Here is a 23,479-nt window from a genome sequence, read left to right as displayed (position 1 = left end):
TTCACGGCTCAATGTCAGCCAGCCCGCTTCACGCTTCATGACGCGCCACCTCAAGGGGTCAGGTTGACCAGATGGCCGGACGGGCTCTGGCCCCCCCGCATCAGGTAACCGCGATTGATGGAGGCCCGGCCAAAGGAGTTGCTGGCACCGGACAAATATTGTTTCGGGATCAGGCTCTGGGCCGTGGTCTCCACCATCTTGGTGCGCAGATCGATGATGCGGGCGTTGACCAGGATCCCCTGCTGATTGCGGCTGAAGGTGCCGGTCAGAATGCGGGAGATGGGCAGCCGGGACGAGAGATCCTTGTAGTTGCGGCTCATCACGAAGTCCCCCTGCGGGGTCACCTGGATGTTGCCCGTGGTCTTGAAGTCCACCACCACCTCACCGCGCCGGTTCAGCTCGTAGATGAAGCTCTCCTCGATCTGCTGCCCCATCCAGTTGGTGTCCTTCAGGGTGTCGAGATCGACAAAGGAGGCGACCGCAATGGGCTCGGTCAGGGTGGTGAGGGACTTGCGCTCCATCAGCTGATCCGTCATGCGGGCCACCAGCCAGTTGAGCTCCATCCCCTTCGCCGCCTGGCGAGGGTCTCCCAGCTCCCGATTGATGGGGTCGGCCGACCCGCAACCGACCAATGCCAGCGCCACCGCCAGCACCGTGATAACTCTCTTCATGGATACCTTTCCTGCATCTGCACCTGACCTGTTATCGGTCGCAAACGCCAACACTTGAGCCGGGAATGCACCCAGGATCCCCCGACGATCCGCACAGGGGCCGGCCACGCCGGACGGCACCAGCCGGCGCAACGAGGATCCCCGGCCCCGGGGACAAGGCATGGATCTTGCTTTTATTTGGCTGCCCGGTGTGGATCGGGTCAGTGTCCAGGCCCCTGGCCAGCCTTGCCGGCGGCCACGGGGTCACCCATTCAAGGTGTCCGTCATGAAAGTTTCGCTGCTGTTAACCCTGCTGCTGGCCAGCCTGTCGGCCCGGGCCGAACTTATCGAGGCCCAGGGCAGTGCCGCCATCCTGGGGGGTGACGAGGTCTATGCCCGCGAGCAGGCAACCCGGGATGCGCTGCGCCAGGCCCTGCTGGCCAGCGGGGCGTCCGTCTCCAGCATCCAGCGCCTGGAAAATGGCAGCCTGCGCTCGGAGCAGATCCAGATCCGTTCCGGCGGCGACATCCGTCAGTACCGCCTCAAGCGCGAAGAGGTGCGCAACGGCCGCATGTACATCACGCTGGTAGCCGACATCCAGGCCGAGCGCCAGATCTGCCAGACCCAGCACTACGCCAAGGATTTGACGCTGGTACGCCTGCGCATGCGCTACCCGGATCAGGCGAGCACCGGCGCCCTGGACGACATGCCCGCCGATCTCTCCCGCCGCCTGTTCGAGACCCTGGCGGCAGCCCCCCAGGGGGTGGTCGCCCGCCAGTGGCTGGACGAGAACCTGCGCATCGATCCGCTCCACCTGCAGCAGGGGGATCGCAGCGCCCTCGAGGAGATCAAGGCCCTGAGCCTGCGCACCGACAGCCAGTACCTGGTGCTCGGCAGCATCGACGATCTCTCCCTTGAGCCTCAGGGCAACGCCCTGACCAGCTGGTATGAGGATCCCGTGCGCAATTTTCGCATGCAGCTCTACCTGTTTGACGGCATCAACGGCACCCTGCTCGGTCGCAAGGAGTACCAGGGGCGCGCCAACTGGACCTTCTCCAAGCGGGAACAGGTGGGCAGCAGCGGCGGCCGGTTCTGGCAGTCGAGTTATGGCCAGGAGGTGGGCTACCAGTTGAAGGAGGCGGCCCAGGACATCGTCGCCGAGCTTGCCTGCGCCCCCGTCACCGCCCGGATCGTGGCCCAGCACGAGCGCGGTCCCCACATCAATCTGGGCCGTCGCAACGGCGTCAAGCTCGGGGATCAGTTCCGCGTCCAGCACAGCGCCGACTTCGTCGACCCCTACGGCAAGTCCAGGGTGATGCGCAATCCCGCCGACGGCCTGTTCGAGGTGGTGCAGGTGTTCGAGGACGGCGCTGTCATCAGCAGTCAGAACAAATATTCGCCATTCAATGTCCAAATCGGTGATTTGGCCGTATTGGAATAGGAATCAAGGGTTTAAAAGCACAATGCTTCTTGTATAATGCCCGCCACAAGGTTCCCGTAGCTCAGCAGGATAGAGCGGTCCCCTCCTAAGGGACAGGCCACTGGTTCGACTCCAGTCGGGAACGCCATACAAAACAAGGGGTTGGCATCGCAAGATGCCAACCCCTTGGTCGTTCTTGGCCCCTCCATCGTCCCCCGCCAGCGCTGTGCGCAGTGCGGCCCCAGCCCCGGGGGACGGTGACAACCGGGGCAAGGGCTCGCCGTCCACCTGCCCATCCATGATCCCGATCACCCTCTGCCCTCGCCGCCAATGGCGAGCCGGCGCCGTCATCTACGCTTGAAGGGCGCCGTCCGGGATGACGGCCACTCTCCATCCGTTTGAGACACAAGAAGGACATCATGGGCAGCAAAAAAAAATCCAGGGCTGAACAGCCGGTCGTGGTCGAGGAGCAGAAGCCCCTCGGCAACAAGGAGTACGAGAAGGAGCTGCGCCGCCTGCACGTGGAGCTGGTGAAGCTGCAGCAGTGGGTGGTGCACAAGGGGCTCAAGGTCTGCATCGTGTTCGAGGGGCGCGACGGGGCCGGCAAGGGGGGCACCATCAAGGCGATCACCGAGCGGGTCAGCCCCCGGGTCTTTCGCGTCGTCGCGCTGCCCGCCCCCACGGAGCGGGAGAAGAGCCAGCTCTACTTCCAGCGCTACATCCCCCACCTGCCGGCGGCGGGCGAGATCGTCATCTTCGATCGCAGCTGGTACAACAGGGCCGGCGTGGAGCGCGTCATGGGCTTTTGCAGCGAGGAGGCGAGCGACAAATTCCTGGCAGGCACCCCCATGGTGGAGAAGGCCATGGTCGATTCGGGCATCATACTGCTGAAGTACTGGCTGGAGGTGACCCCAGAGGAGCAGGAGCGGCGGCTGCGGGATCGCATCGACGACGGTCGCAAGATCTGGAAGCTCTCCCCCATGGACATCAAGTCCTTCAACCGCTGGGATGACTACACCCGGGCGCGGGATGCCATGTTCATCGCCACCGACACCGCCTGGGCCCCCTGGTTCGTGGCCCGCTCCGAGGACAAGAAGCGGGTGCGCCTCAACATCATCTCCCACCTGCTGTCGCACATCCCCTACGAGGCGCTGCCGGCCGAGCCGGTCAAGCTGCCCAGGCGCAAGATAGGCAAGGCCGCCCCCTCGGAACACCCGCTGCGCATCATTCCGGAGCGCTTCTAGGCAAGCGGGGTGAGCCCGGGCTCACCCCTGCCCTGCCGATACTGGCGGATGGCCGCCCTGGCATTGAACAGCATGCGGCCCTCCCCCAGCTGGCTGGCCAGCCCGCTGCGGCGCACGTTCTCGAGCACCCCGGGATTGAGCCCGGCCAGCCAGAGCGTGACCCCCTTGTCACGCACCTGCCGCTCCCCCTCCATCAGCATCATCAGGGCCGAGTATTCCACGTCCTGCACCCGGCTCATGTCCAGCACCACCACCTCGGGCTGGTGGGTCTCGGTCAGCTGCCGGACCTGGGCCGCCACGTGTTGCGCGTTGATGAAGAAGAGGCGCCCCTCCGGGCGCAGGATCAGCAGGCCCGGGATAGTCTCGTCATCGGGATGCTGCTCGCTGAGAGGGCGCAGCACATCCTCCCCGGGCTTGCGGCCGATCACATAGACCCTGGGGTGCGCCGTCTGGCTCGCCAGCCCCAGCAGGGAGGCGAGGATGGCGACCACTATGCCCTCCAGGGTGCCGAACAGCAGCACCCCCAGGCAGGCGATGACGGCCCAGCGAAACTCCATCATGCGGATCTGCCCTATCTTGCGAAACTCCCCCGGCTGGATGAGCCCCACCGAGTAGACGATGACCACCATCGCCAGGGTGGCGCTCGGCAGCCAGGAGAGCAGCGGGGCGAGGAAGATCATGGTGGCCAGCGCCATCGCGGCGGTGACGGCGGAGGCACGCTGGCTCAGGCCCCCGACGGAGCGCACCACCGCCGTCTGGGAGGTGCCGCCCCCCGCCGGCATGCTGCCGCAGAAGGCGCCCCCCAGATTGGCCAGCCCGGTGGCCACCAGTTCCCGGTTTGCATTGATCTCGGGCTCCTCCTTCCCCACGAAGGCCCGCCCGGCGGCTATGGTCTCGGTGAAGCTCATCAGCGCTATGCCCGCCGCCCCCGGCAGCAGCTGCAACACCAGGGTCGGATCCGGCATCGTCAGGCTGGGCAGGCCGGTGGGGATGGTCCCGACGATGGCGACGCCCGCCTCGTTCAGGCCGAGGCCCCACACCAGCGCGATACCGACCCCCACCCCCAGCAGGGGGGCGGGGGAGTGGGGAAAGCGCCACTCCATGAACACCAGCACCACCAGGGTGGCGAGGGCGACTCCCAGGGTCAGCCAGGAGGTCTGGGGCAGCGCCTGGCCGAGGTGGTAGAGATCCAGGAAGAAGTTCTCCTTCTGGAGGTGCACCCCGAACAGCTTGGGCAGCTGGTCGAGGATGATCACCAGCCCTATGCCGCTCTTGAACCCCACCAGCACCGGCAGGGAGATGAAGTTGGCGATGAAGCCGAGCCGCAGCGCGGCCGCCAGCATCAGCATGGCCCCCACCATCAGGGTCAGGGTGGCCGTCACCGTGAGCAGCCGGCCGGGGTCGCCGTCCGGTACCACCAGTCCGAGCTGGGTGGCTGTCAGGATAGCCAGGGTGCTGGTGGAGCTGACGCTGAGCACCCGGGAGGAGCCCAGCAAGGCGTAGATCACCATGGGCACGAACGCGGTGTAGAGACCGATCGCCACCGGCAACCCCGCCACCGTGGCATAGGCCATGGCCTTGGGCAGCACCACGGCCGCCGCGGTGACGCCGGCCAGCAGATCGGACAGGAGGCGCCCAGGCGCCGACGCAAGTGATGACATCTGAATCCTCCATTATCCCGGGCCCGGGCTGGCGCACTATTCGCCTTGATGACAGTGTGAAGTGTAGGCGGCGAAGTGATGCAATAGCTTGTTGTGTCTCACGTTTTCCAGCTCCCTTCCCCTATACTTCAGCGACGTTCAGGCCTGGCCCGAGAGAGGATATCCCCCATGTTGCGACTGCTTGCCCTGCTGCTTGTCTGCCTGGCGCTCCCGGTGCGGGCGCTGACCCTGACCCAAGTGGCGGGGGAGCTGCGCCACCCCTGGGGGCTCGCGTTTCTCCCCGATGGCGGCTACCTCGTCAGCGAGCGCCCGGGCCGTCTGCTGCGCATCGACGCCGGCGGCGATCGCCACCTTATCTCGGGCCTGCCCCCCCTCGCCGCCGCGGGTCAGGGGGGGCTGCTCGATCTCGCCCTGGACGGCGAGGGCTGGGTGTATCTCAGCTACAGCGAGCCGGGGGACGGCGGCGCCGGCACCGCCGTGGCCCGGGCCCGACTGCAAAAGGACGCCCTCGTCGACTGGCAACTGCTGTTTCGCCAGCAGCCCAAGGTCGCCGGCGGCGCCCACTTCGGCTCCCGCCTGGTACTGACCGAGGATGGCTATCTCTTCATCACCCTGGGCGATCGCTACAGCGAGCGGGAGCGGGCCCAGACGCTGGACAACCACCTCGGCAAGACGGTGCGCCTGCACAAGGATGGCCGGGTCCCCGCCGACAATCCCTTCGTCAAGACGGCGGGGGCCCTGCCGGAGATCTGGAGCCTGGGTCATCGCAACATGCAGGGGGCGGCGCTGCGCCCGGTTAGCCAGCAATTCTGGGCCCACGAGCACGGCCCCCAGGGCGGGGACGAGGTGAACCTCATCCTGCCCGGCCACAACTACGGCTGGCCCAGAGTGACCTTCGGCGAGGAGTACGGTGGCGGCAAGATTGGCGTGGGCCAGAGCGCGCCGGGCCTGACGGCGCCGCGCTGGATCTGGGTGCCCTCCATCGCCCCCTCGGGCATGACCTTTTATCAGGGGGAGCTGTTCAAGGAGTGGCGGGGGGATCTGCTGGTCGGCGCCCTGCGCGGTCAGGCCCTGTTGCGCCTGCGCCTCGACGGGGACACCATAGTGTCACAGGAGCGGTTGCTGACCGATCTGGGGGAGCGGATCCGTACCGTCAAGGAGGGCCCCGACGGCGCGCTCTATCTGCTGACGGACTCGGGTCAGGGACGCCTGCTCAAACTGACCCCATAGGATGCAAGGAGGAAGGATGAACGCAAATCGCATGCTGCTGGTGCTCTGTGCCAGCCTCTGGTTGCTGGGCTGCAACACCATCTACGGGATGGGGCGGGACATCGAGAAGGCGGGGGAGGTGATCCAGGGCTCCGCCAACCTGGCGGAGGAGCCGGCGGCAGGCAGCCGCTGACCCGGGGCCCGTCCCTGACCAGTCTCAGGGACCAGGCCCCCTCACTCGGCGCTGACCGCCAGGCTGGCCAGCGGTGCCATGGTCACCCTGACCCCGTGCTGGGCCAGCGCCTCGCGGGCGCTCTGGGGCAGCTGCTCGTCGGTGATCACCTGATCGATCGCATCCCAGCCCACCACGTTGAAAGTCCCCACCTTGCCATATTTGGACGAGTCGCAGATGAGGATGCGGGTCGCCGCCGATTCCACCACGGCCCGCTTCACCGGCACCTTCTGTTCGCTCGGGGTGGAGATCCCCTGGCCGTCCCAGGAGGAGGCTGACAGGAAGGCAACGTCCAGATGGAGGTTGCGCAGGAAGTGGGCGGTGGCCTCCCCGGCACAGGACTGGTTCTCGCGAATGACCTGGCCCCCGGTGTGATAGAGGCGGCAGCGGCCGTGCTCGATGAGGTAGGCGCACACCATGAAGTCGTTGGTCACTATCATCAGGTCTTCCCGCAGCGCCAGCTCCCGGGCCAGCTCCAGGGAGGTGGTACCGGCATCCAGATAGACGGTGCCGCCCTCGCTCACCTGGGCGGCGGCGAGCCGGGCGATGGCCAGCTTGGCCCCCTGCATCAGGCTGCGCTTGGCGGCGTGGGAGGGCTCGCTCTTGATCCGCTGGGAGAGGCTGACCCCGCCGGAGACGGAGAGTACCCGCCCCTGCTCCTCCAGCTTCTGGATGTCGCGCCTGATGGTCATGTGGGAGACCTGCAACCAGTCGGTCAGCTCCACTATGCTGACCACGCCGCGCTCTGCCAGCAGTTGCAGGATACGTTGCTGTCGCTCTACGGGAATCATCTTGCCTCGCGCCTCGGGGAAGGGAAGGCGCCATTCTACCCCAGCGACCTGGGAAAAAATGATAAATAACCTGCAACGGGCTCAAAAATCACATTTATTCACATGAATAACGCCATTTTTTGATTCAAAAGAATCTCAGCCCGCACAAATAACAAAAATTAACACCAATTAAGTTATTTTTTGTGACAGCTGCCTGATATTTCATCGCCGCAAGCCTCTACTATCGGCTCATCAGTCGTAATCGAGGAATCACGAGATGAGCACTCCCTATCATGTTGCGGTCATCGGCCTGGGCGCCATGGGCATGGGCGCAGCCCGCTCCTGCCTGCGGGCCGGGCTCACCACCTACGGCATCGATCTCAATGAAGAGGCGCGCAACCAGCTGCAGCAGGCCGGTGCCACCGCCGTCATGGCCGATGCCAGGCCCCTGGCGGAGACGCTCGATGCCGTGCTGTTGCTGGTGGTCAACGCCACCCAGGTGCGCCGCATCCTGCTCGGCGAAGCGGGGCTGGCTCGCCACCTCAAACCGGGCACCGCCATCATGGTCTCTTCCACCATCGCCGCCGAAGAGGCGAGCGCCCTGGCCGCCGAACTGGCGCAGCTGGGACTGCCGATGCTGGATGCGCCTGTCTCCGGTGGCGCCATCAAGGCCGATGCGGGGGAGATGACGGTGATGGCCGCAGGCGCCGACGCCGCCTTCGACAAGCTGGCCCCGGTGCTGGATGCGGTGGCCGGCAAGGTCTACCGGGTCGGCAGCGAGCCGGGCCAGGGCAGCACGGTCAAGATCATCCACCAGCTGCTGGCCGGGGTGCACATCGCGGTGGCCGCCGAGGCCATGGCGCTGGCCAGCCGGGCAGGGGTGTCCCTGGATCTCATGTATGACGTGGTGACCCATGCCGCCGGCAACTCCTGGATGTTTGAAAACCGCATGCCGAGGGTGCTGGCCGGTGACTACCAGGCCCGCTCCGCAGTGGACATCTTCGTCAAGGATCTCACCCTGGTGGCGGACACCGCCAAGGCGCTGCGCTTCCAGCTGCCGCTCGCGAGCACGGCGCTGAACATGTTCCTCGGCGCCAGCAACGCAGGGCACGGCCAGGAAGATGACAGCGCCGTCATCAAGATCTTCTCAGGCATCACCCTGCCGGGTCAGGAGGAACTGCTATGAAACTCGGTGTCATCGCAGACGACTTCACCGGCGCCACCGACATCGCCGGTTTCCTGGTGGAGAACGGCCTCTCCACCCTGCAACTCGCCGGCGTGCCGGAGCATGATGGGGATCTGCCCCCGGTCGATGCCGTGGTGATCAGCCTCAAGAGCCGTTCCTGCCCCGCGGGCGAAGCGGTGCGCGACTCCCTGGCGGCCCTCGACTGGCTCAAGGCCCACGGCTGCCCGCGCATCTACCAGAAGTACTGCTCCACCTTCGACAGCACGGCAGCGGGCAACATCGGCCCCGTCACCGACGCCCTGCTGGCGGCGCTTGGCCAGCACTTCACCCTGATCTGTCCGGCCCTGCCGGTGAACGGTCGCACCGTCTATCAGGGCAACCTCTTCGTCGGCGCCCAGCCGCTCGCCGAGTCCGGCATGCGCCATCACCCCATCACCCCCATGACCGACAGCAACCTGCTGCGGCTGATGGAGGGGCAAGCCCAGGGCCGCGCCGGTCTGGTGCCGTTCAATACCATCGCACAGGGTGCCGGCGCCATTGCCGACGCCTTTGAGCAGCTAACGCAAGCTGGCGTGCGCTACGCCGTGGTCGACACCCTGACCGAGCAGCACCTGCTGGACATCGCCACCGCCGCCCTCGACATGCCCCTGGTGACCGGCGGATCCGGCCTCGCCATCGGCCTGGCCCGTCAGCTTGGCAGCGGCGATCTGCAGGGTGCCCGCGAGGCGGGCTGGCCCAGAGGCACCCGAGCCGCGGTGCTGTCAGGCTCCTGCTCCGAGATGACCAACCGTCAGGTGGCCCGCTATCGCCAGCACGCCCCCGCCCTGGCGCTGCAGGTGGAAACCTGCCTCACCAACCCTGACTACCCGGCCGAGCTGGCGCGCTGGGTACTGGACCAGCCCCGAACCCCGGCGCCGCTCGTCTACGCCACCACCAGCCCGGTGGCGCTGGCCCGCATTCAGGAAACCCACGGCCAGCAGGCGGCCAGCGACGCGGTGGAGCACTGCTTCGCCCGCCTCGCCCAACTGCTGCAGGAGGCCGGGGTGGATCGCTTCATCATCGCCGGTGGCGAGACCTCGAGCCGGATCACCCAGGCCCTCGGCGTCAAGGCGTTCCACATTGGCCCGCAGATCGCCCCCGGCGTGCCCTGGGTGCGGGCCATCGACGTCCCCCTGTCGCTGGCCCTCAAGTCCGGCAATTTCGGGAGCGACGACTTCTTCGACAAGGCTCAGGAGTACTTCCATGACTGAACAGGCACTGCGCGACACCATGGTGATGCTGGGGGCCTCCCTCTTCCAGCGCGGATATGCCACCGGGGGCGCCGGCAACCTCTCCGCCCTGCTGCCGGACGGCACCCTGATCGCCACCCCGACCGGCTCCTGCCTGGGACGGCTCAGCGCCGACAGGCTCTCTCACGTCAACCTGCAGGGGGAGCACCTGGGAGGGGATCGCCCCTCCAAGGAGGTGGCCTTCCACCTCGCCATCTACCACAACAATCCGGACTGCCGGGCCGTGGTGCACCTGCACTGCACCCACCTGACCGCCCTCTCCTGCCTGGAGGCGCTGGATCCGGCCAACGTCATCCGCCCCTTCACCCCCTACTACGTGATGCGGGTCGGCCAGTTGCCGCTCATCCCCTACTACAAGCCGGGGGATGCCCGCATCGCCGAGGAGCTGGGGCGCCGCGCTCCCGAAGGCAACGCCTTCCTGCTTGCCAACCACGGCCCCGTGGTGACGGGCAAGGATCTGGTGGATGCGGTCAACAACATGGAAGAGCTGGAGGAGACGGCGCGCCTGGCACTGATGCTTCATGGCCACTCCATCCGCTACCTGAGCGAACCCGAAATTGATGAATTGAGGAGGATGAAACCATGAGCAAGTTTGCCGCCAATCTCACCATGCTGTTTACCGAGGTGCCGTTTCTGGAGCGCTTCGCCGCCGCCCGCGAGGCAGGTTTCGAAGCCGTGGAGTTCCTCTTCCCCTACGAGTGGCCGGCCGCAGAGCTGGGCCGCCGCTTGCGCGAGCAGGGGCTCTCCCAGGCCCTGTTCAACATGCCGCCGGGCAACTGGGGCGCGGGTGAGCGCGGCATGGCTGCCATCCCGGGGCGGGAAGCGGAGTTTCGCGGCCACCTGCCAAGCGTGCGTGACTATGCCCTGGCGCTCGGCTGCACCAAGGTACACGCCATGAGCGGCATCGTGGATCCTGCTCATAGCCTCTCGGCCCACCGCCAGACCCTGATCGACAACATCCGCTTCGCCGCCGACTTCCTGGCCGAAGACGGCATCAAGGTGCTGCTGGAGCCGCTCAACGATAGAGATGTGCCCGGCTACTTCCTGGCCCACCAGCTCGACGCCCTGGCCCTGGTGCAGGAGATAGACAGGCCCAACGTGGGGGTGCAGCTTGACCTCTACCACGCCCAGATCATGGACGGGGATCTCACCCGCCTCATCGGCAAGCTGGGTCCGGCCATCGGCCACGTCCAGATCGCCTCGGTGCCGGATCGCCACGAGCCGGACGAGGGGGAGATCGCCTACCCCCACCTGTTCAAGGCGCTGGCGCAGGCGGGCTACCACGACTGGATAGGCTGCGAATACAACCCCAGAGCCGGCACCCGGGAAGGGCTGGGCTGGCTGACACAACAATAACGACCCTGAACATGAACGAGTCTGAGGATAACAAGATGCAGATCATCATCACCGGCGGCGGTGGCTTCCTGGGCCAGAAACTGGCCCGGGCCCTGCTGCAAGGCCCCCACCCCTTCACCGAGCTGCTGCTGGTGGACATCCAGCAGCCGCAATCCCCCCTGCCGGACCCCAGGGTTCGCTGTTTGCGGGCCGACCTCACCGAACCCGGTGTCGCCGAGTCCCTCATCAGCGAGCGGACCGCCGTGGTCTACCACCTGGCCGCCATCGTCAGCAGCCACGCGGAGCAGGACTTCGATCTGGGCTGGCAGGTCAACCTGGACACCACCCGCACCCTGCTGGAGGCGTGCCGCCATGCCCGGCCGGGCATCCGCTTCGTCTTCACCAGCTCGCTCGCCGTCTATGGCGGCCCGCTGCCGGAGCTGGTGAATGACGGCACGGCGCTCACCCCCACCTCCTCCTACGGCGCCCAGAAGGCCATGGGGGAACTGCTGGTCAACGACTACAGCCGCAAGGGCTTCGTCGACGGTCTGGTATTGCGCCTGCCCACCATCTGCGTGCGGCCGGGCAAGCCGAACCGCGCCGCCTCCTCCTTTGTCAGCAGCATCATCCGCGAGCCGCTGCAAGGGGAGAGCGCCATCTGCCCGGTGAACCCGGATCTGCGCCTCTGGCTCTCCAGCCCCGCCACCGTGGTCGCGAACTTCCTGCTGGCGGCCAGGCTCCCCGCCACCGGTGACGCCCGCAGCATCAACCTGCCCGGCATCAGCGTGACCGTCGGCGAGATGCTGGAGGCCCTCGCACGGGCCGGTGGCCAGGCTGCCCGGGATCGGGTGCAGTTTGCCGCCGATCCGGCCATCGAGCGCATCGTGGCGAGCTGGCCGGGACGCATCGACAACCTGCGGGCCAGCACCCTCGGCTTCGCGGCAGACAGGACGTTTGCCGACATCATCGACAGTTTCATCACCCATGACATGCAGGAGGCATCATGAGCGACATCCCAACCCCCATCATCGGTCTCATCATCGCGGTCTTCGTGCTGGTGTTCCTGGTCATCCGTACCCGGGTGCACGCCCTGATCGCCATGCTGGCGGCGGCCTGCATCGCCGGGATCACCGGCGGCATGAGCATCGACAAGACCCTCACCGTGATCACCCAGGGCTTTGGCTCCACCCTCGGCAGCATCGGCATCGTCATTGGCCTCGGGGTCATGATGGGTCGCCTGCTTGAGGTGTCGGGCGCCGCCGAACAGATCGCCTACAGCTTCATCAAGTGGCTCGGCAAGCGCCGCGAGGAGTGGGCCCTGGCCATCACGGGCTACATCGTCAGCATCCCCATCTTCGTGGATTCCGCCTTCGTCATCCTCTATCCGGTGGCCAAGGCGCTGGCGAAAAGCGGCAAGCGCTCCCTGCTCACCCTGGGGGTGGCACTCGCGGGCGGCCTGGTGGTAACCCACCATACCGTGCCGCCGACCCCGGGCCCGCTGGGGGTTGCCGGCCTGTTTGGCGTGGACATCGGCGCCATGCTGCTGACCGGCATGGCCCTGGCCATCCCCTGCGTGCTCGGCATCGTCTTCTACGCCCAGTGGCTCGACAAGAAGTACCCCGAGTTCGGTGCCCAGGCCGCCCAGACCCCGGACGAGCTGCAAGCCACCTATGAGCAGTACCTCAAGGAGAAGGAGGGCAAGACCCTGCCGAGCCTGACCCTGTCGCTGCTGCCGATCCTGGTGCCCATCGTGCTCATCTTCGTCAAGGCCATCTTCACCACTCTGGCCACCCTGGAGGGCATGGACGGCCTGATGGCGAACCCCCTGGTGCAGGGCATCAACTTCATCGGCACCCCCATCATCGCGCTGGCCATCAGCGTGCTGCTGGCGGTCTACACCCTGGTCCCGCACATGGACAGGCACGCCACCGCCGCCCGCCTGGAAGAGGGGCTGCAATCCGCCGGCATCATCCTGCTGGTGACCGGTGCCGGCGGGGCGCTGGGGGCCGTGCTGCGCGACAGTGGCGCGGGTCAGCAACTGGCCGAGCAGATCGCCCAATTGCCCATCTCCCCCATCCTGATCCCCTTCATCGTGGCGACCCTGGTGCGCCTCATCCAGGGATCCGGCACCGTGGCCATGGTGACGGCGGCCTCCATCTCCGCCCCCATCCTGGCGCAGATCCCCGGGGTCAACATGCTGCTGGCCGCCCAGGCCGCCACCATGGGGTCGCTCTTCTTCGGTTACTTCAACGACAGCCTGTTCTGGGTGGTCAACCGCATGATGGGGATCTCCGACGTCAAGCAGCAGATGATCGTCTGGTCCATCCCGACCACCATCGCCTGGGCCATCGGCGGCACCGGCGTCGCCCTGCTGAACCTGCTGTTCGGCTCCGGCGGCACCTGGTTCGACCCCGTGCTGCCGCTGCTGGTGCTGGCCCTCATCGTCTGGTACGTCAAGGGGCAGTCCCTGGCTCCGGCGGCAGGGGCCGTCCCGAGCCGGGAGTCATAACTCGCGCCGTCACGGCACCGCTGTGTGACGAGGGCCAGTCTGCTAGACTGGCCCTCTTTTTCGTTCATTCATCTTGCAAAGGAGTGTTGGATGCCTGCGTCTTCCTGGTGGGACAAGTCCACCGGTTTTGCCCTGCTCACCATCTTGCTGTGGGCCTCCCTCGCCGCGCTCACCTCCCGGATCACCAGCGTCTCGCCGCTGGTGCTGGTGGGGCTGGTGCTGCTGTTCTGCGGGGCGGGCACCCTGCCATTCTGGCGCCAGTGGCGCGCCAGCCCCCTCACCTGGCTGGTGACCATCACCGCCCTGCTGCTCTATCACCTGCTGCTGTTCACAAGCTTTCGCCACGCCCCCGTGCTGGAGGCAAACCTCATCAACTACCTCTGGCCGCTGTGCATCATCCTGTTCACCCCCTTGCTGCTGCCGGGTCATCCCCTGAGCCTGCACCATCTGCTGGCCGGGGCCCTGGGTCTCGCGGGATCGGTGCTGGTGATGGTCGATGGTCACCTGCAGTTGCAACAGGCCCATCTGCCCGGCTACCTGCTGGCCCTCGGCGCCGCCATCGTCTGGGGCGCCTATTCCGTGCTCTCACGCCGCCTGCCTCCCGCTCCCGCCGTGGTCACGGCCGCCGCCTGCCTGCCCGCCGGGCTCCTGGCCCTGCTGCTGGCATGGATGCTGGAAGGCCCCTTGCCATTCGCCCGGATCCCCCAGGGGGACTGGCTGCTCATCGCCGGGCTCGCCCTCGGCCCCATGGGGGCGGCCTTCGTCACCTGGTATCTGGCGCTGCGGGACGGGGATCCGCGCCGCATCGGTGCGCTCGCCTACCTCACTCCCTTGCTGAGCACCCTGCTGCTGGTCTGGCTCAACGGCGAGGCGCTCACCCCGCGCCATCTGCTGGCGGGGGGACTCATCATGGGCGGCGCCCTGCTCGGCCTGCTGGTGAAGAGCCCAAGTCAACGGGAGCTGGCACGGCCACTGTCATAAAAACGCCATCAGACCTGATTAAGCTCGCGCCCATTGCGTGATTCAAGCAGGAATCTGATGTGAAAATTGCCCATTTTGCCTCCCTCTCTTCCCTCGTCTTGCTGCTGGTGGCCGGTGTCCAGGCCACCGCGCTCTATCATGGCTGGCAACAATTCAACCACTCGGCCCAGGCCCAGCGTCTGCAGGAGCGCCTGCAACAGCAACTGAGCGGTCCGCTGCAGGGGGCGCTTCGCGACTATCTCGGCAGCGGGGATCCCCTGCTGCTGGCCCAGGCCCAGGGAGTGCGCCAGCAGGCGCTGGCCCTGTTGTCCCGCCTGGAGGATCCCCAGACCCAGCCGCTAAACGCCCGGCTTGAGCAGATGAAAACCCGCATTGACGGCGACTATCTGGCGGCGGGCAAGCTCTCCGGCAACAGCCAGTGGTTGCTGCAAAATGCCGAGAACGAGTTGACCACCCAGGCCAAAGCCTTGCTCCGTTACGGCCAGCAGGGGGCTGCCGCCGGGCGGGATCCGGCCCTTGCCGAGCAGTATCGCCAGGGGGCGGCCGACATCCTGACCGCCCTCCCCTCCCTCGCCCACCAGCGCCAGAACTACATGGAGCAGGCGAGTGCCAAGCGTCTCGAAGGGCTGCAATTCGAGCTGGCTGCCCTGCAAAAGCAGGCCGACTCCCTGGCCGCCCTGCCGAGCCTGGCACTTTTCGAGGAGGCACCGGCCGACGAATTCACCCTGGGAGAGCCGATACGCAAGGAGCTCGGGGATCAGCCCAAAGCCGAGCTGACCTCCCTGCTCAAGCGCTATCCCCAGGAGCTGGAAAACAGCCGCAAGGCGCTGCAACAGCAGCAGGCCGCTCGTCAGATGGTGCAGCAGGACATCACCCAGCTGCTGCAAGCGGGGGAGCAATTGGGCGAACAACTCGCCGCCGCCCGTCAGACCATGAACCGGGAGCTGGCCACCGTGCTCGGCGTGCTGGCGCTCTGCCTGGTCGTGGTGGCCCTGCTGTTCGCCCTGGTGCAGCGTCGCTGGCTGGTCAGGCCCCTGCTGCAACTGCGGGCAGCCTTCCTGCAGCTCGACGCCACGGGTCAGGCCCAGCTGCTGACCCCGGGGCGCGAGCGCAACGAGCTGGCGGACATCGTCGCGAGCTACAACCGCCTGATACGGCGCCTGCAACAGGATCAGCAGCAGAAAGAGGGCCAGCTATCGGCGGTGTCGCAAAGTCTGCAAGGGATGGTCAACCAGGTGCAGGAGATCCATCACAGCACCCGCACCACGGAGCAGGCGGTGGACGAGAGCGACACCATGATGCAGGAGCTCAACCAGCTCGCCAGCGAGGTGCACCAGGTCGCCGCCGAAATCGCCCAGCACGCCCAGCACAATGAACACTCCATGAGCCAGAGCGAGCGGCTGGTCGGGGGCATGCTGACGGCTACCGCCCAGACCGGGCTCGCCATCGACGAGAGCAGCGGCGCCCTGGCCCAGCTGACCCGCTCGGTGGAGGACGTGACTGCCATCGTCGACGTCATCGGCCATATCTCCCAGCAGACCAACCTGCTGGCCCTCAACGCCGCCATCGAGGCGGCCAGGGCCGGGGAGCAGGGACGCGGCTTCGCGGTGGTAGCCGACGAGGTGCGCCACCTCTCCGCCGACACCCAGCGCTCCCTCGGCCAGATCACCGAGATCCTGGCCAGCCTCACCCAGGCGGGGGATCAGCTCGCCACCGTGCTGGCCCGCATCACCGCAGAGGCCGCCGAGCAGCGCCAGCAGGCGGAGCAGCTGCGCCAGACCACTCTGACGGTGCGGGAGATGGCGCGCAGCACCGCCGTCATCGCCCTGCAGGGGGCCGACAATGCCAAGAGCCAGGAGCACAGGCTGGCGAGCTTCGCCGCCCTCATCGGTCGCATCAGCCAGCACGCCCGCCAGGGCAGCCGCCTCTCGGTACAGGTCTCGGAGCACATACACCACCAGGCCCAGCAGATCCCCCGGATCCTGAGCCAGGCCTGATAACCCCCGGGTCTGGTTCGCACCAGACCCGGGGCGCGTTCCCTGTCTACCTGCCCGCAGTACGGCCTTGCCGCAACCCTTCCCCTGATGCTCCCGTCACGTCCTCACGGCCAATGACGGATTGCCTCATCCATTCAGTCACAGGCTCCCTTAGCCCTTTCACATCCCTGGTCCCCCTGTCTGTCGGGGGGGGACGGCTCACGCTCGTGACAGTGGGCATCCCGCCGGGCCCATCTTTTTTTGTGATACAAAATTATATGTTGCCACCGGGTTAACAAAGAAAGTTCTGCCTTGACGGCAAGATCTGCGCAGGAGAACGGTGAAATCACCATGAAAGCGCTGTCATTGCCGACATGAGTGGCCTGGGAGTGCCCACACCAAGAATCATGATTATTTGCACTCGGTCATATTTTTGAAACTTGCCGGGAACTTTACATTGATATTTCGCACCGCGAACGTACTCTTGGTGATGTCAGATCGCCAAGGATCGACAGCCAAAAAATAACGACTGTAACGATGCAGATAGCCCCGACCGATGCGCCAAGGCATCAGGCACAAGGGCTCGACAGAGAACCATTTTTTGCCCTTCGGGGTGTTGATTGCAATGCCAATACCGAGCGGCGGGTGCCTACCCGGCTGCCGGATAAAAAAGCTAAGTCCATAAAATCAGGAGCAATAACAAATGGAAAAAGTGATCTTCAAGCGCGCCGCGTTGAGTGCTGCCGTGGTCGCGGCACTGGTCGCCCCCGGCATGGCGTTCGCCGCTCAAGACATGATGAGCCCGGAATACGGCAAGTCCTACAGCGCCTTCATCGACGAAGGCAAGCTCACCGGTGGCCTGTTCTACTTCCAGCGTGAGCGTGATCGCGTCCAGGCCGGTCCGGGTCAGGATGGCAAATACCACTCCAACCTGAGCCATGCCACCACCCAGGCAGCCCTGAACTTCAACTCCGGCTATGCATGGGATGTGGTCGGCGTCGACGTGGGCGGCTTCGGTGCCTACGACCTGGCCGTTGACGAGAGCAATGGCGTCAACGAAGAGAACGAGTTCTCCTTCTGGGGCGACAAGTGGGGTTCAGGTGGTGACGGCGTTCCCGAGAACGGCTTCAGCCTCTCCAACGCCGCCCTGAAATTCAAGTTCGGTGACGCCGTCACCGCCAAGGGTGGTTACACCCAGCTCTATGTACCCGGCATCCTCGGCGTCAACTGGTCCTATCAACCCGGTACCTACCGTGGTGGCCAGATCGAAGGCACCTTCGGCGGCCTCTACCTGACCTACGCCATCGCCGACGAGTACAAGGCTCCCTGGTTCAAGAACACCACCGGCTTCTCCAAGAGCAGCCCCTATGCCAGCGATCCCTTCACCGATGCGAACAAGATCGACTACATCCACGGTCTGGCCGCTCGCTACACCTTCGAGAACGGCACTGCCGTCACCGCCGGCTTTGGTCAGTCCGAAGGCTACATGGACAGCTACCACTTCAAGCTGGCCCACAAGTTCGACGTACTGGGTGGCCTGAACACCAGCTACCAGTTCTACGGTTCCGACACCGAGAACAGCGACTATGACGGCCTGGCCTGGCAACAAGCCCTGACCGCCAGCTGGGCAGCCGGCCCCTATGGCTTCCGTCTGGAAGGCCTGTGGACCAAGGCTGAAGGGGATCTGGGCAACTACCTGCCCCGTCTGACCCGCGGCTACGGCAACTCCCAGGGCGCGAACGAAATCTGGTGGGATTCCCGCTCCGACTGGAACCACAACGACGAGAAGGCCCTGTTCTTCGGCGTGACTCGTTCCCTGGATGATCTGGTGGGTGCACCGGGCTGGGGCGTGGGTGTCTCCGGTGCCTACGGCTGGGATGCCAACAACGGCGACAAGTCCCTGGAAGGCGGCAAAGAGTGGGCAGCCAACTTCGACGTCATGTACACAGTGCAGGACGGCAAGCTGAAGGGCACCCTGTTCAAGCTGCACTACACCGACTACAACAACGAACAGGACGACAAGGGCAGCTGGTACTACCCGAACATGTTCAGCTCCGAGCATGACGTCAAGTTCCACATCATCATGCCGTTCACCATCATGTAATCAGGCATCTGACGTGACCGAAAACCGGGCCTCTGGCCCGGTTTTGTTTTTGGTGGCACCACGCTACCATGCCCGCTTCGGGCCACCTGCCGGCCGTCAATCAGGACCATGCTCATGCCCCATCCCTTCGTGCTCGTCACCGGCTGCTCCAGCGGCATCGGCCTAGCCGCCGCAAGAACGCTCGGCGCCCGGGGCTTCACCGTCATCGCTTCCGCCCGCAAGGCCGAGGATGTGGCCCTGCTGCAGCAGCAGGGTCTGTTGGCGGTGCAACTGGATCTGGCGGACAGCGCCAGCATAGAGCGAGGGGTGGCAGAGGCGCTGGCCCTGGCAGAAGGGCGCCTCTACGGCCTCTTCAACAACGGCGCCTACGGCCAGCCCGGTGCGCTGGAAGATCTGCCCACCGAGGCGCTGCGCGAGCAGTTCGAGACCAACCTCTTTGGCTGGCATCACCTCATTCGCCAGATATTGCCCCCCATGCTGGCGGCAGGCGAGGGGCGCATCGTACAGAACAGCTCGGTGCTTGGCCTAGTGGCCATGAAGTATCGTGGCGCCTACAACGCCAGCAAGTTCGCGCTGGAAGGCTATACCGACACCCTGCGCCTGGAACTCGCGGGCAGCGGCGTGCACATCAGCCTGATCGAACCCGGCCCCATCGACACCCGGTTTCGCGCCAATGCCCGGGAGGCCTTCCTGCGCCACATAGACCCCGCTACCAGCCGCCACCAGGACGCCTATGCCCAGACGCTGGCCAGGCTGGAGCGTGAAGGGGGTGCCCGGGGCTTTACCCTGCCAAGCGAGGCCTGCATCCCGCCGTTACTGCATGCGCTCACGAGCAAGCGTCCCAGGCACCGCTACCCGGTCACCTTCCCGACCAAATTGTTTACCGTGCTGCGCCGCCTGCTGCCAAGCCGCTGGCTTGACAAGCTGCTGATCAAATCCGCCTGATAAAGGGGCCCTCGGTGGCCCTCCTCTTGACATGCACCGGTCTCAGCAACGATGCCCGCTCAATAGTGCTGGCCGTTGCTGTAGTAGTGACTCTTGACGATGGGCAGCACCTGCACCACCACATAGGTCTGCTCCCCCAGCACCCCTTTCAGGTGGCGGGTGATGAGGGCGGCGGCGGCATCCTGCATCTCCTGCGGTCGCTCGAACCAGACCAGCTCCACGAAGGGGAAACCGGCTTCGGGCTGGCCATCTCGTACCCACTGGCTCGGCACGCACTCCAGGGTGACGAACTCCGGCTTGCCACCGGTCAGGGCGCAGAGATCCGCCATCAGGGGGGCGCTTATCCGCTGCAGGGTGTCGACAGAAACTGCCCGAAAACGAAGGTGGGGCATGGGAAACCTCTTGGCTGTGACAAATGAGGACTTATCATAGAGCACTCATCCCGCTCACATAAGGTGCCTCATGAGATTCCATCCCACGCTGCTCTCCTTCCTGCTCTGCCTGCTGCTGCCGCTCCATGCCATGGCCGATCCGGCCTTCTACCGCATCAACAAGGGCAACGAACAGCACTGGCTGCTGGGGTCCATCCACGCGGGCAAACCCTCTCTCTATCCCCTGCCGGACCCGGTGGAGCGCGCCTGGCAGCAGAGCCGCGCCCTGGTGATGGAGGTGGACATGACCCACATCAGCCAGGAGCAGTGGCAGGAGATGGGCGCCATCACCCGGCTCGTCGACGGCAAGACCCTCAAGGATCACCTGCCCATCGACCTCTACCGTCGCACCCTCATCGCTGCGGGCCAGAATGGTCTGAACGAGAGCATGCTGGCCCCGCTGCGTCCCTGGTTTGCGGCCATTACCCTGACCCAGGCGGCCCTGGAGCGCACCGGCTATCGCGGTGAATACGGTGTCGACCAGCACTTCGCCAAGCGGGCGAACGACGGCGGCAAGCCCATCGTCGGGCTGGAGACCCTGCTGGAGCAGCTCGGCTATCTCGCGAGCGTCGGCGACAACCAGACCCTGATGCTGGAGAGCACCCTGGACGAGCTGCCCGACATCCAGCAGGGGTTCGACGCCGTGATGACCGCCTGGCAGAACGGGGACGAGGCCACCCTCATCAATCTGCTCAGGGAGGAGATGGCGCCGCCCAAGCTGCAAGCCTGGCTGGAACAGACCCTGCTGGCGGAGCGCAACCGCAACTGGGTCAAGAAGTGGCCCAGCCTGCCGAACGAGAGCTTTATCGTGGTAGGGGCCCTGCATCTTTACGGCGAGCACGGGCTGCTCGCCCTGCTGGAGCAGCAGGGCTGGCGCATCACGCCCCTCACCGAACCGACCCTGGAGAAAGCAAAATAGCGTCCAGTCCGGCGACCTGACGCGCCGGATGCGCGTCGGCTCACAGAATTTGCTGCCGATTAAATAACCAGAGAGGGAGTTGATCGAGATCATCCCCTCCCTCCTGAAGAGGTATCTATCATGCCTGTCACCGCCCAGTGACAGGAGTGAACGAGATGGAATTCTGGATGAACCTGATGTTTGGCAACAGCGTGGGGCTGATGTCCATGCTGGTGATTTTCGGCACCTTCCTGCTCATCAGCGCCTATGCGGTCTATTTCATCTACAAGGTGATGCACGCAGAGCCGCCCAAAGAGGGGCAATAACCAGGCTCGCTCAGACCGCCTTACCCGGCAGGGGCCTGGGCCTGCGAGCGTTGCCATTCTAAGGCCCACCAAGGCCCGCTATACTGGCTCCCTCATTTTCATGCGGGGAGCCTGCCGTGTCTCATAACGACGAACTCTCACTGTTCCTGCAGGAAGTGGCCGACGTGCGGCCCCTTCGCAGCGACCATATCGCCCCCGTTGCGGGCAACAACCAGCCCACCGAGGCGCAACTCGCGCGCCGGGAAGCCGCCACCGCCGAACAACTCACCCTGGATCACCTCGGCACGGAAGCAGTCGAGATGCTGGACCCCCATGCCATCGTCGGCTTCAAGCGTGACGGCGTGCAGGAGGGGGTCTACAAGAAGCTGCGCCTTGGCAAATACGAGCTGCAAGGCTCCCTCGACCTGCACCACAAGACGCTCAACGAGGCCCGTATCGCCCTGGTGCAGTTCATTGCCGAATGCGAAGTGCGGGATATCCGCTGCCTGCTGATCCTGCACGGCAAGGGGGAGCGCAGCACCCCGCGTGCCCTGCTCAAGAGCCATGTCAGCGCCTGGCTGCCACAGTTGCCTTCGGTGATGGCCATGCACAGCGCCGAGCGCCGCCACGGCGGCAGCGGTGCGCTCTACGTATTGCTGCGCAAGAGCGAGCGCAAGAAGGCGGAAAACCGCGAACGGCACCAGAAGCGCCTCGGCTGACTGCCTGAGGGTGGCACCAGGATGGATGGCAGTGCTAGCATCGGGCGGCCCCGATCATGCCAGGTACGGGGTGCATACCATCAGGGACGATAACAAGGACAATCCCATGTCATACCAGAAACTCGAACAACATCAGCAACAACTGCACCGCCTCTCCCACCTCTCCGCCATCTGCGGCTGGGATCAGGCCGCCATGATGCCGGAGGGGGGCAACGAGGCCCGCGCCGAAGCAATGGCGGAGCTCGGCGTGCTGATCCACGGCAAGCGCACCGCCCCCGAGCTTGGGGAGTGGATTGCCAAGGCAGAGAGTGAACCGCTGGACGAGCACCAGCGTGCGAACCTGCGGGAGATCAAGCGCCAGTGGCAGGATGCAAGCCTGCTGCCGGGGGCGCTGGTGGAGGCGCTGTCGCTCGCCGGCAGCAAATGCGAGCACGCCTGGCGTCGCCAGCGCAAGGAGAACGACTGGGCAGGTTTTGCCCCGAACCTCGAGGAGGTGGTGCGCCTGTCGCGGGAGGTGGCGACCTTGCGCGCCGACGCGCTCGGGGTGCGCCCCTATGACGCCATGCTGGCGCTGTACGAGCCCGGCATGACGAGCGCGAGGCTGGATCAGATCTTCGGCGATCTGACGAGCTGGCTGCCCGGCCTCATCCAGACCGTGAGCGAGCGGCAGAAGAGCGACACCCTCCTCACCCCGCAAGGCCCGTTCCCGGTTGCGACGCAGCAGGCGCTCGGCCAGGAGGTGATGGGACTGCTCGGCTTTGATTTTGCTCACGGCAGGCTCGACGTGAGCAGCCACCCGTTCTGCGGCGGCGTGCCGACGGACGTGCGCATCACCACGCGCTACAACGAGCAGGAGTTCGTCTCCAGCCTGATGGGCATCGTCCACGAGACGGGCCACGCACGCTACGAGCAGGGCCTGCCGCGCGCACTGCTCGGCCAGCCGGTGGCCGAGGCGCGCTCCATGGGCATTCACGAGAGCCAGAGCCTGTTCTGCGAGATGCAACTCGGCCATCACCCCGCGTTCCTCACGCTGATTGCGCCGCGCATTCGCGCGCACTTCGGGGCAGAGGATGCGCTCGCACCCGCGAACCTCGAGAAGCTGTACAACAGGGTCGAGCCCGGCTTCATCCGCGTCGATGCGGACGAAGTCACCTACCCTGCTCACGTCATCCTGCGCTACGAGCTGGAGCGGGACCTGATGGAAGGGCGCATCGAGGTCGCGGACATCCCCGAGCTGTGGGACGCGAAGATGCAGCAGTGGCTCGGCTTGTCCACGAAGGGCAATTACCAGAACGGCTGCATGCAGGACATCCACTGGACGGACGGCTCGTTTGGCTACTTCCCGAGCTACACGCTCGGCGCCATGTACGCGGCGCAGCTGCGCTTCGCACTCGAGCGTGAGCTCGGCGACATGGGCACGCTCGTAGAGTCCGGCCGCCTGCCGGAGATCTTTGGCTGGCTCGGTCGCCATATCTGGTCCCAGGGCAGCCTGCACGGCACGGACGAGCTCATTCGCCGCGCGACCGGTGAGGCGCTCAATCCCCAGTGGCTGCGCAAACACCTCGAACAGCGCTATCTGAAATAAGCGAGGTTGAACCCCCTCCCAGCCTCCCCC

At 65.6% G+C, this 23,479-nt stretch carries 22 protein-coding genes and 1 tRNA gene; 19 read left to right on the top strand and 4 right to left on the bottom strand.

Annotated features, from left to right (window positions below; translation table 11 throughout):
• Positions 1–50: 50 nt before the first annotated feature.
• Positions 51–671, bottom strand: coding sequence for a FlgO family outer membrane protein (locus ACNPAA_RS01510; RefSeq protein ID WP_010673310.1), 621 nt, complete (start codon positions 669–671; stop codon positions 51–53).
• A 265-nt stretch (positions 672–936) separates the two neighbouring features.
• Here ACNPAA_RS01510 and ACNPAA_RS01505 point away from each other — a divergent pair, with 265 nt between their 5' ends.
• The 3 genes from ACNPAA_RS01505 to ppk2 all read left to right on the top strand — a co-directional run bounded on the left by ACNPAA_RS01505 (position 937) and on the right by ppk2 (position 3,314).
• The gene (locus ACNPAA_RS01505) at positions 937–2,091 is read left to right on the top strand and encodes a flagellar assembly protein FlgT (RefSeq protein WP_042074842.1); all 1,155 of its coding nucleotides are present in this window, start codon (positions 937–939) and stop codon (positions 2,089–2,091) included.
• Between the two features lie 50 nt (positions 2,092–2,141).
• Positions 2,142–2,218: transfer RNA gene (locus tag ACNPAA_RS01500), tRNA-Arg, on the top strand.
• A 271-nt stretch (positions 2,219–2,489) separates the two neighbouring features.
• Positions 2,490–3,314 (top strand): polyphosphate kinase 2, encoded by an 825-nt coding sequence (gene ppk2 / locus ACNPAA_RS01495; protein WP_198497915.1) that lies wholly within the window; start codon positions 2,490–2,492, stop codon positions 3,312–3,314.
• On the opposite strand, the gene ACNPAA_RS01490 is transcribed toward ppk2, so the two are convergent.
• Positions 3,311–4,975, bottom strand: a complete 1,665-nt coding sequence (locus ACNPAA_RS01490; RefSeq protein ID WP_417891533.1) for a SulP family inorganic anion transporter — start codon at positions 4,973–4,975, stop codon at positions 3,311–3,313. The two genes, ppk2 and ACNPAA_RS01490, sit on opposite strands and share 4 nt — an antisense overlap.
• A gap of 168 nt (positions 4,976–5,143) precedes the next feature.
• On the opposite strand from ACNPAA_RS01490, the gene ACNPAA_RS01485 reads away from it, so the two are divergent.
• Positions 5,144–6,205, top strand: coding sequence for a PQQ-dependent sugar dehydrogenase (locus tag ACNPAA_RS01485; protein ID WP_417891532.1), 1,062 nt, complete (start codon positions 5,144–5,146; stop codon positions 6,203–6,205).
• Between the two features lie 16 nt (positions 6,206–6,221).
• On the top strand, positions 6,222–6,377 hold the full coding sequence (locus ACNPAA_RS01480) for an entericidin A/B family lipoprotein (protein WP_417891531.1): 156 nt from the start codon (positions 6,222–6,224) through the stop codon (positions 6,375–6,377).
• A 41-nt stretch (positions 6,378–6,418) separates the two neighbouring features.
• Here the strand turns inward: ACNPAA_RS01480 and ACNPAA_RS01475 are convergent, their stop codons facing one another.
• The gene (locus ACNPAA_RS01475; protein WP_417891530.1) at positions 6,419–7,207 is read right to left on the bottom strand and encodes a DeoR family transcriptional regulator; all 789 of its coding nucleotides are present in this window, start codon (positions 7,205–7,207) and stop codon (positions 6,419–6,421) included.
• A gap of 256 nt (positions 7,208–7,463) precedes the next feature.
• Here ACNPAA_RS01475 and ltnD point away from each other — a divergent pair, with 256 nt between their 5' ends.
• The 10 genes from ltnD to ACNPAA_RS01425 all read left to right on the top strand — a co-directional run bounded on the left by ltnD (position 7,464) and on the right by ACNPAA_RS01425 (position 19,511).
• Positions 7,464–8,372, top strand: coding sequence for an L-threonate dehydrogenase (gene ltnD, locus ACNPAA_RS01470; RefSeq protein ID WP_417891529.1), 909 nt, complete (start codon positions 7,464–7,466; stop codon positions 8,370–8,372).
• The gene (otnK, locus tag ACNPAA_RS01465; RefSeq protein WP_417891528.1) at positions 8,369–9,622 is read left to right on the top strand and encodes a 3-oxo-tetronate kinase; all 1,254 of its coding nucleotides are present in this window, start codon (positions 8,369–8,371) and stop codon (positions 9,620–9,622) included. Before ltnD ends, otnK begins: the two co-directional genes overlap by 4 nt.
• Positions 9,615–10,247, top strand: coding sequence for an aldolase (locus tag ACNPAA_RS01460; RefSeq protein WP_417891527.1), 633 nt, complete (start codon positions 9,615–9,617; stop codon positions 10,245–10,247). Before otnK ends, ACNPAA_RS01460 begins: the two co-directional genes overlap by 8 nt.
• Complete coding sequence (gene otnI / locus ACNPAA_RS01455) at positions 10,244–11,017, top strand: 2-oxo-tetronate isomerase (RefSeq protein WP_279956131.1); 774 nt, start codon at positions 10,244–10,246, stop codon at positions 11,015–11,017. The genes ACNPAA_RS01460 and otnI overlap by 4 nt, the downstream gene beginning before the upstream one ends.
• Before the next feature lie 11 nt (positions 11,018–11,028).
• Entirely contained in the window at positions 11,029–12,003 is a 975-nt protein-coding gene (denD, locus tag ACNPAA_RS01450; RefSeq protein ID WP_323942305.1) for a D-erythronate dehydrogenase, read from the top strand.
• A complete protein-coding gene (locus tag ACNPAA_RS01445) occupies positions 12,000–13,505 on the top strand; it encodes a GntP family permease (RefSeq protein WP_010673294.1) in 1,506 nt (501 codons plus the stop codon). The genes denD and ACNPAA_RS01445 overlap by 4 nt, the downstream gene beginning before the upstream one ends.
• A 90-nt stretch (positions 13,506–13,595) precedes the next feature.
• Positions 13,596–14,486: a DMT family transporter gene (locus ACNPAA_RS01440; protein ID WP_039041063.1), complete on the top strand. Its 891-nt coding sequence runs from the start codon at positions 13,596–13,598 to the stop codon at positions 14,484–14,486.
• 59 nt (positions 14,487–14,545) lie between these two features.
• Positions 14,546–16,483, top strand: a complete 1,938-nt coding sequence (locus tag ACNPAA_RS01435; protein WP_201894505.1) for a methyl-accepting chemotaxis protein — start codon at positions 14,546–14,548, stop codon at positions 16,481–16,483.
• Between the two features lie 682 nt (positions 16,484–17,165).
• Complete coding sequence (locus ACNPAA_RS01430) at positions 17,166–18,566, top strand: OprD family outer membrane porin (protein ID WP_113978558.1); 1,401 nt, start codon at positions 17,166–17,168, stop codon at positions 18,564–18,566.
• Between the two features lie 114 nt (positions 18,567–18,680).
• A complete protein-coding gene (locus tag ACNPAA_RS01425; RefSeq protein ID WP_125117484.1) occupies positions 18,681–19,511 on the top strand; it encodes an SDR family oxidoreductase in 831 nt (276 codons plus the stop codon).
• Between the two features lie 59 nt (positions 19,512–19,570).
• On the opposite strand, the gene ACNPAA_RS01420 is transcribed toward ACNPAA_RS01425, so the two are convergent.
• Positions 19,571–19,903 (bottom strand): DUF1904 family protein, encoded by a 333-nt coding sequence (locus ACNPAA_RS01420; protein WP_041214640.1) that lies wholly within the window; start codon positions 19,901–19,903, stop codon positions 19,571–19,573.
• A 70-nt stretch (positions 19,904–19,973) separates the two neighbouring features.
• On the opposite strand from ACNPAA_RS01420, the gene ACNPAA_RS01415 reads away from it, so the two are divergent.
• From ACNPAA_RS01415 to ACNPAA_RS01400, 4 genes are all read left to right on the top strand, one after another.
• Entirely contained in the window at positions 19,974–20,861 is an 888-nt protein-coding gene (locus ACNPAA_RS01415) for a TraB/GumN family protein (protein WP_041214639.1), read from the top strand.
• A gap of 155 nt (positions 20,862–21,016) precedes the next feature.
• Positions 21,017–21,166, top strand: coding sequence for a DUF3149 domain-containing protein (locus ACNPAA_RS01410; protein WP_010673287.1), 150 nt, complete (start codon positions 21,017–21,019; stop codon positions 21,164–21,166).
• A 116-nt stretch (positions 21,167–21,282) separates the two neighbouring features.
• The gene (gene smrA / locus ACNPAA_RS01405; RefSeq protein WP_042074873.1) at positions 21,283–21,864 is read left to right on the top strand and encodes a DNA endonuclease SmrA; all 582 of its coding nucleotides are present in this window, start codon (positions 21,283–21,285) and stop codon (positions 21,862–21,864) included.
• Between the two features lie 106 nt (positions 21,865–21,970).
• On the top strand, positions 21,971–23,449 hold the full coding sequence (locus tag ACNPAA_RS01400) for a carboxypeptidase M32 (RefSeq protein ID WP_010673285.1): 1,479 nt from the start codon (positions 21,971–21,973) through the stop codon (positions 23,447–23,449).
• Positions 23,450–23,479 lie beyond the last annotated feature (30 nt).

Source organism: Aeromonas sp. PS2Canimalfood6, from assembly GCF_048276795.1.
In the GTDB taxonomy this organism is placed as follows: Bacteria; Pseudomonadota; Gammaproteobacteria; order Enterobacterales; family Aeromonadaceae; genus Aeromonas; species Aeromonas caviae.
The sequence above is the reverse complement of the archived record's forward strand: the minus strand, read 5'-3'. Positions and strand labels throughout refer to the sequence as shown.

Excerpts from the sequence above, each read along its gene's own strand:
- ACNPAA_RS01400 (WP_010673285.1), top strand. The coding sequence starts at position 21,971 with ATGTCATACCAGAAACTCGAACAACATCAGCAACAACTGCACCGCCTC.
- otnI (WP_279956131.1), top strand. The coding sequence starts at position 10,244 with ATGAGCAAGTTTGCCGCCAATCTCACCATGCTGTTTACCGAGGTGCCG.
- ACNPAA_RS01445 (WP_010673294.1), top strand. The coding sequence starts at position 12,000 with ATGAGCGACATCCCAACCCCCATCATCGGTCTCATCATCGCGGTCTTC.
- ACNPAA_RS01460 (WP_417891527.1), top strand. The coding sequence starts at position 9,615 with ATGACTGAACAGGCACTGCGCGACACCATGGTGATGCTGGGGGCCTCC.
- ACNPAA_RS01420 (WP_041214640.1), bottom strand. The coding sequence starts at position 19,903 with ATGCCCCACCTTCGTTTTCGGGCAGTTTCTGTCGACACCCTGCAGCGG.
- otnK (WP_417891528.1), top strand. The coding sequence starts at position 8,369 with ATGAAACTCGGTGTCATCGCAGACGACTTCACCGGCGCCACCGACATC.
- ACNPAA_RS01415 (WP_041214639.1), top strand. The coding sequence starts at position 19,974 with ATGAGATTCCATCCCACGCTGCTCTCCTTCCTGCTCTGCCTGCTGCTG.
- ACNPAA_RS01475 (WP_417891530.1), bottom strand. The coding sequence starts at position 7,207 with ATGATTCCCGTAGAGCGACAGCAACGTATCCTGCAACTGCTGGCAGAG.
- ppk2 (WP_198497915.1), top strand. The coding sequence starts at position 2,490 with ATGGGCAGCAAAAAAAAATCCAGGGCTGAACAGCCGGTCGTGGTCGAG.
- ACNPAA_RS01410 (WP_010673287.1), top strand. The coding sequence starts at position 21,017 with ATGGAATTCTGGATGAACCTGATGTTTGGCAACAGCGTGGGGCTGATG.
- ACNPAA_RS01505 (WP_042074842.1), top strand. The coding sequence starts at position 937 with ATGAAAGTTTCGCTGCTGTTAACCCTGCTGCTGGCCAGCCTGTCGGCC.
- ACNPAA_RS01480 (WP_417891531.1), top strand. The coding sequence starts at position 6,222 with ATGAACGCAAATCGCATGCTGCTGGTGCTCTGTGCCAGCCTCTGGTTG.
- ACNPAA_RS01440 (WP_039041063.1), top strand. The coding sequence starts at position 13,596 with ATGCCTGCGTCTTCCTGGTGGGACAAGTCCACCGGTTTTGCCCTGCTC.
- denD (WP_323942305.1), top strand. The coding sequence starts at position 11,029 with ATGAACGAGTCTGAGGATAACAAGATGCAGATCATCATCACCGGCGGC.
- ACNPAA_RS01430 (WP_113978558.1), top strand. The coding sequence starts at position 17,166 with ATGGAAAAAGTGATCTTCAAGCGCGCCGCGTTGAGTGCTGCCGTGGTC.
- ACNPAA_RS01490 (WP_417891533.1), bottom strand. The coding sequence starts at position 4,975 with ATGTCATCACTTGCGTCGGCGCCTGGGCGCCTCCTGTCCGATCTGCTG.
- ACNPAA_RS01425 (WP_125117484.1), top strand. The coding sequence starts at position 18,681 with ATGCCCCATCCCTTCGTGCTCGTCACCGGCTGCTCCAGCGGCATCGGC.
- ACNPAA_RS01510 (WP_010673310.1), bottom strand. The coding sequence starts at position 671 with ATGAAGAGAGTTATCACGGTGCTGGCGGTGGCGCTGGCATTGGTCGGT.
- ltnD (WP_417891529.1), top strand. The coding sequence starts at position 7,464 with ATGAGCACTCCCTATCATGTTGCGGTCATCGGCCTGGGCGCCATGGGC.
- ACNPAA_RS01485 (WP_417891532.1), top strand. The coding sequence starts at position 5,144 with ATGTTGCGACTGCTTGCCCTGCTGCTTGTCTGCCTGGCGCTCCCGGTG.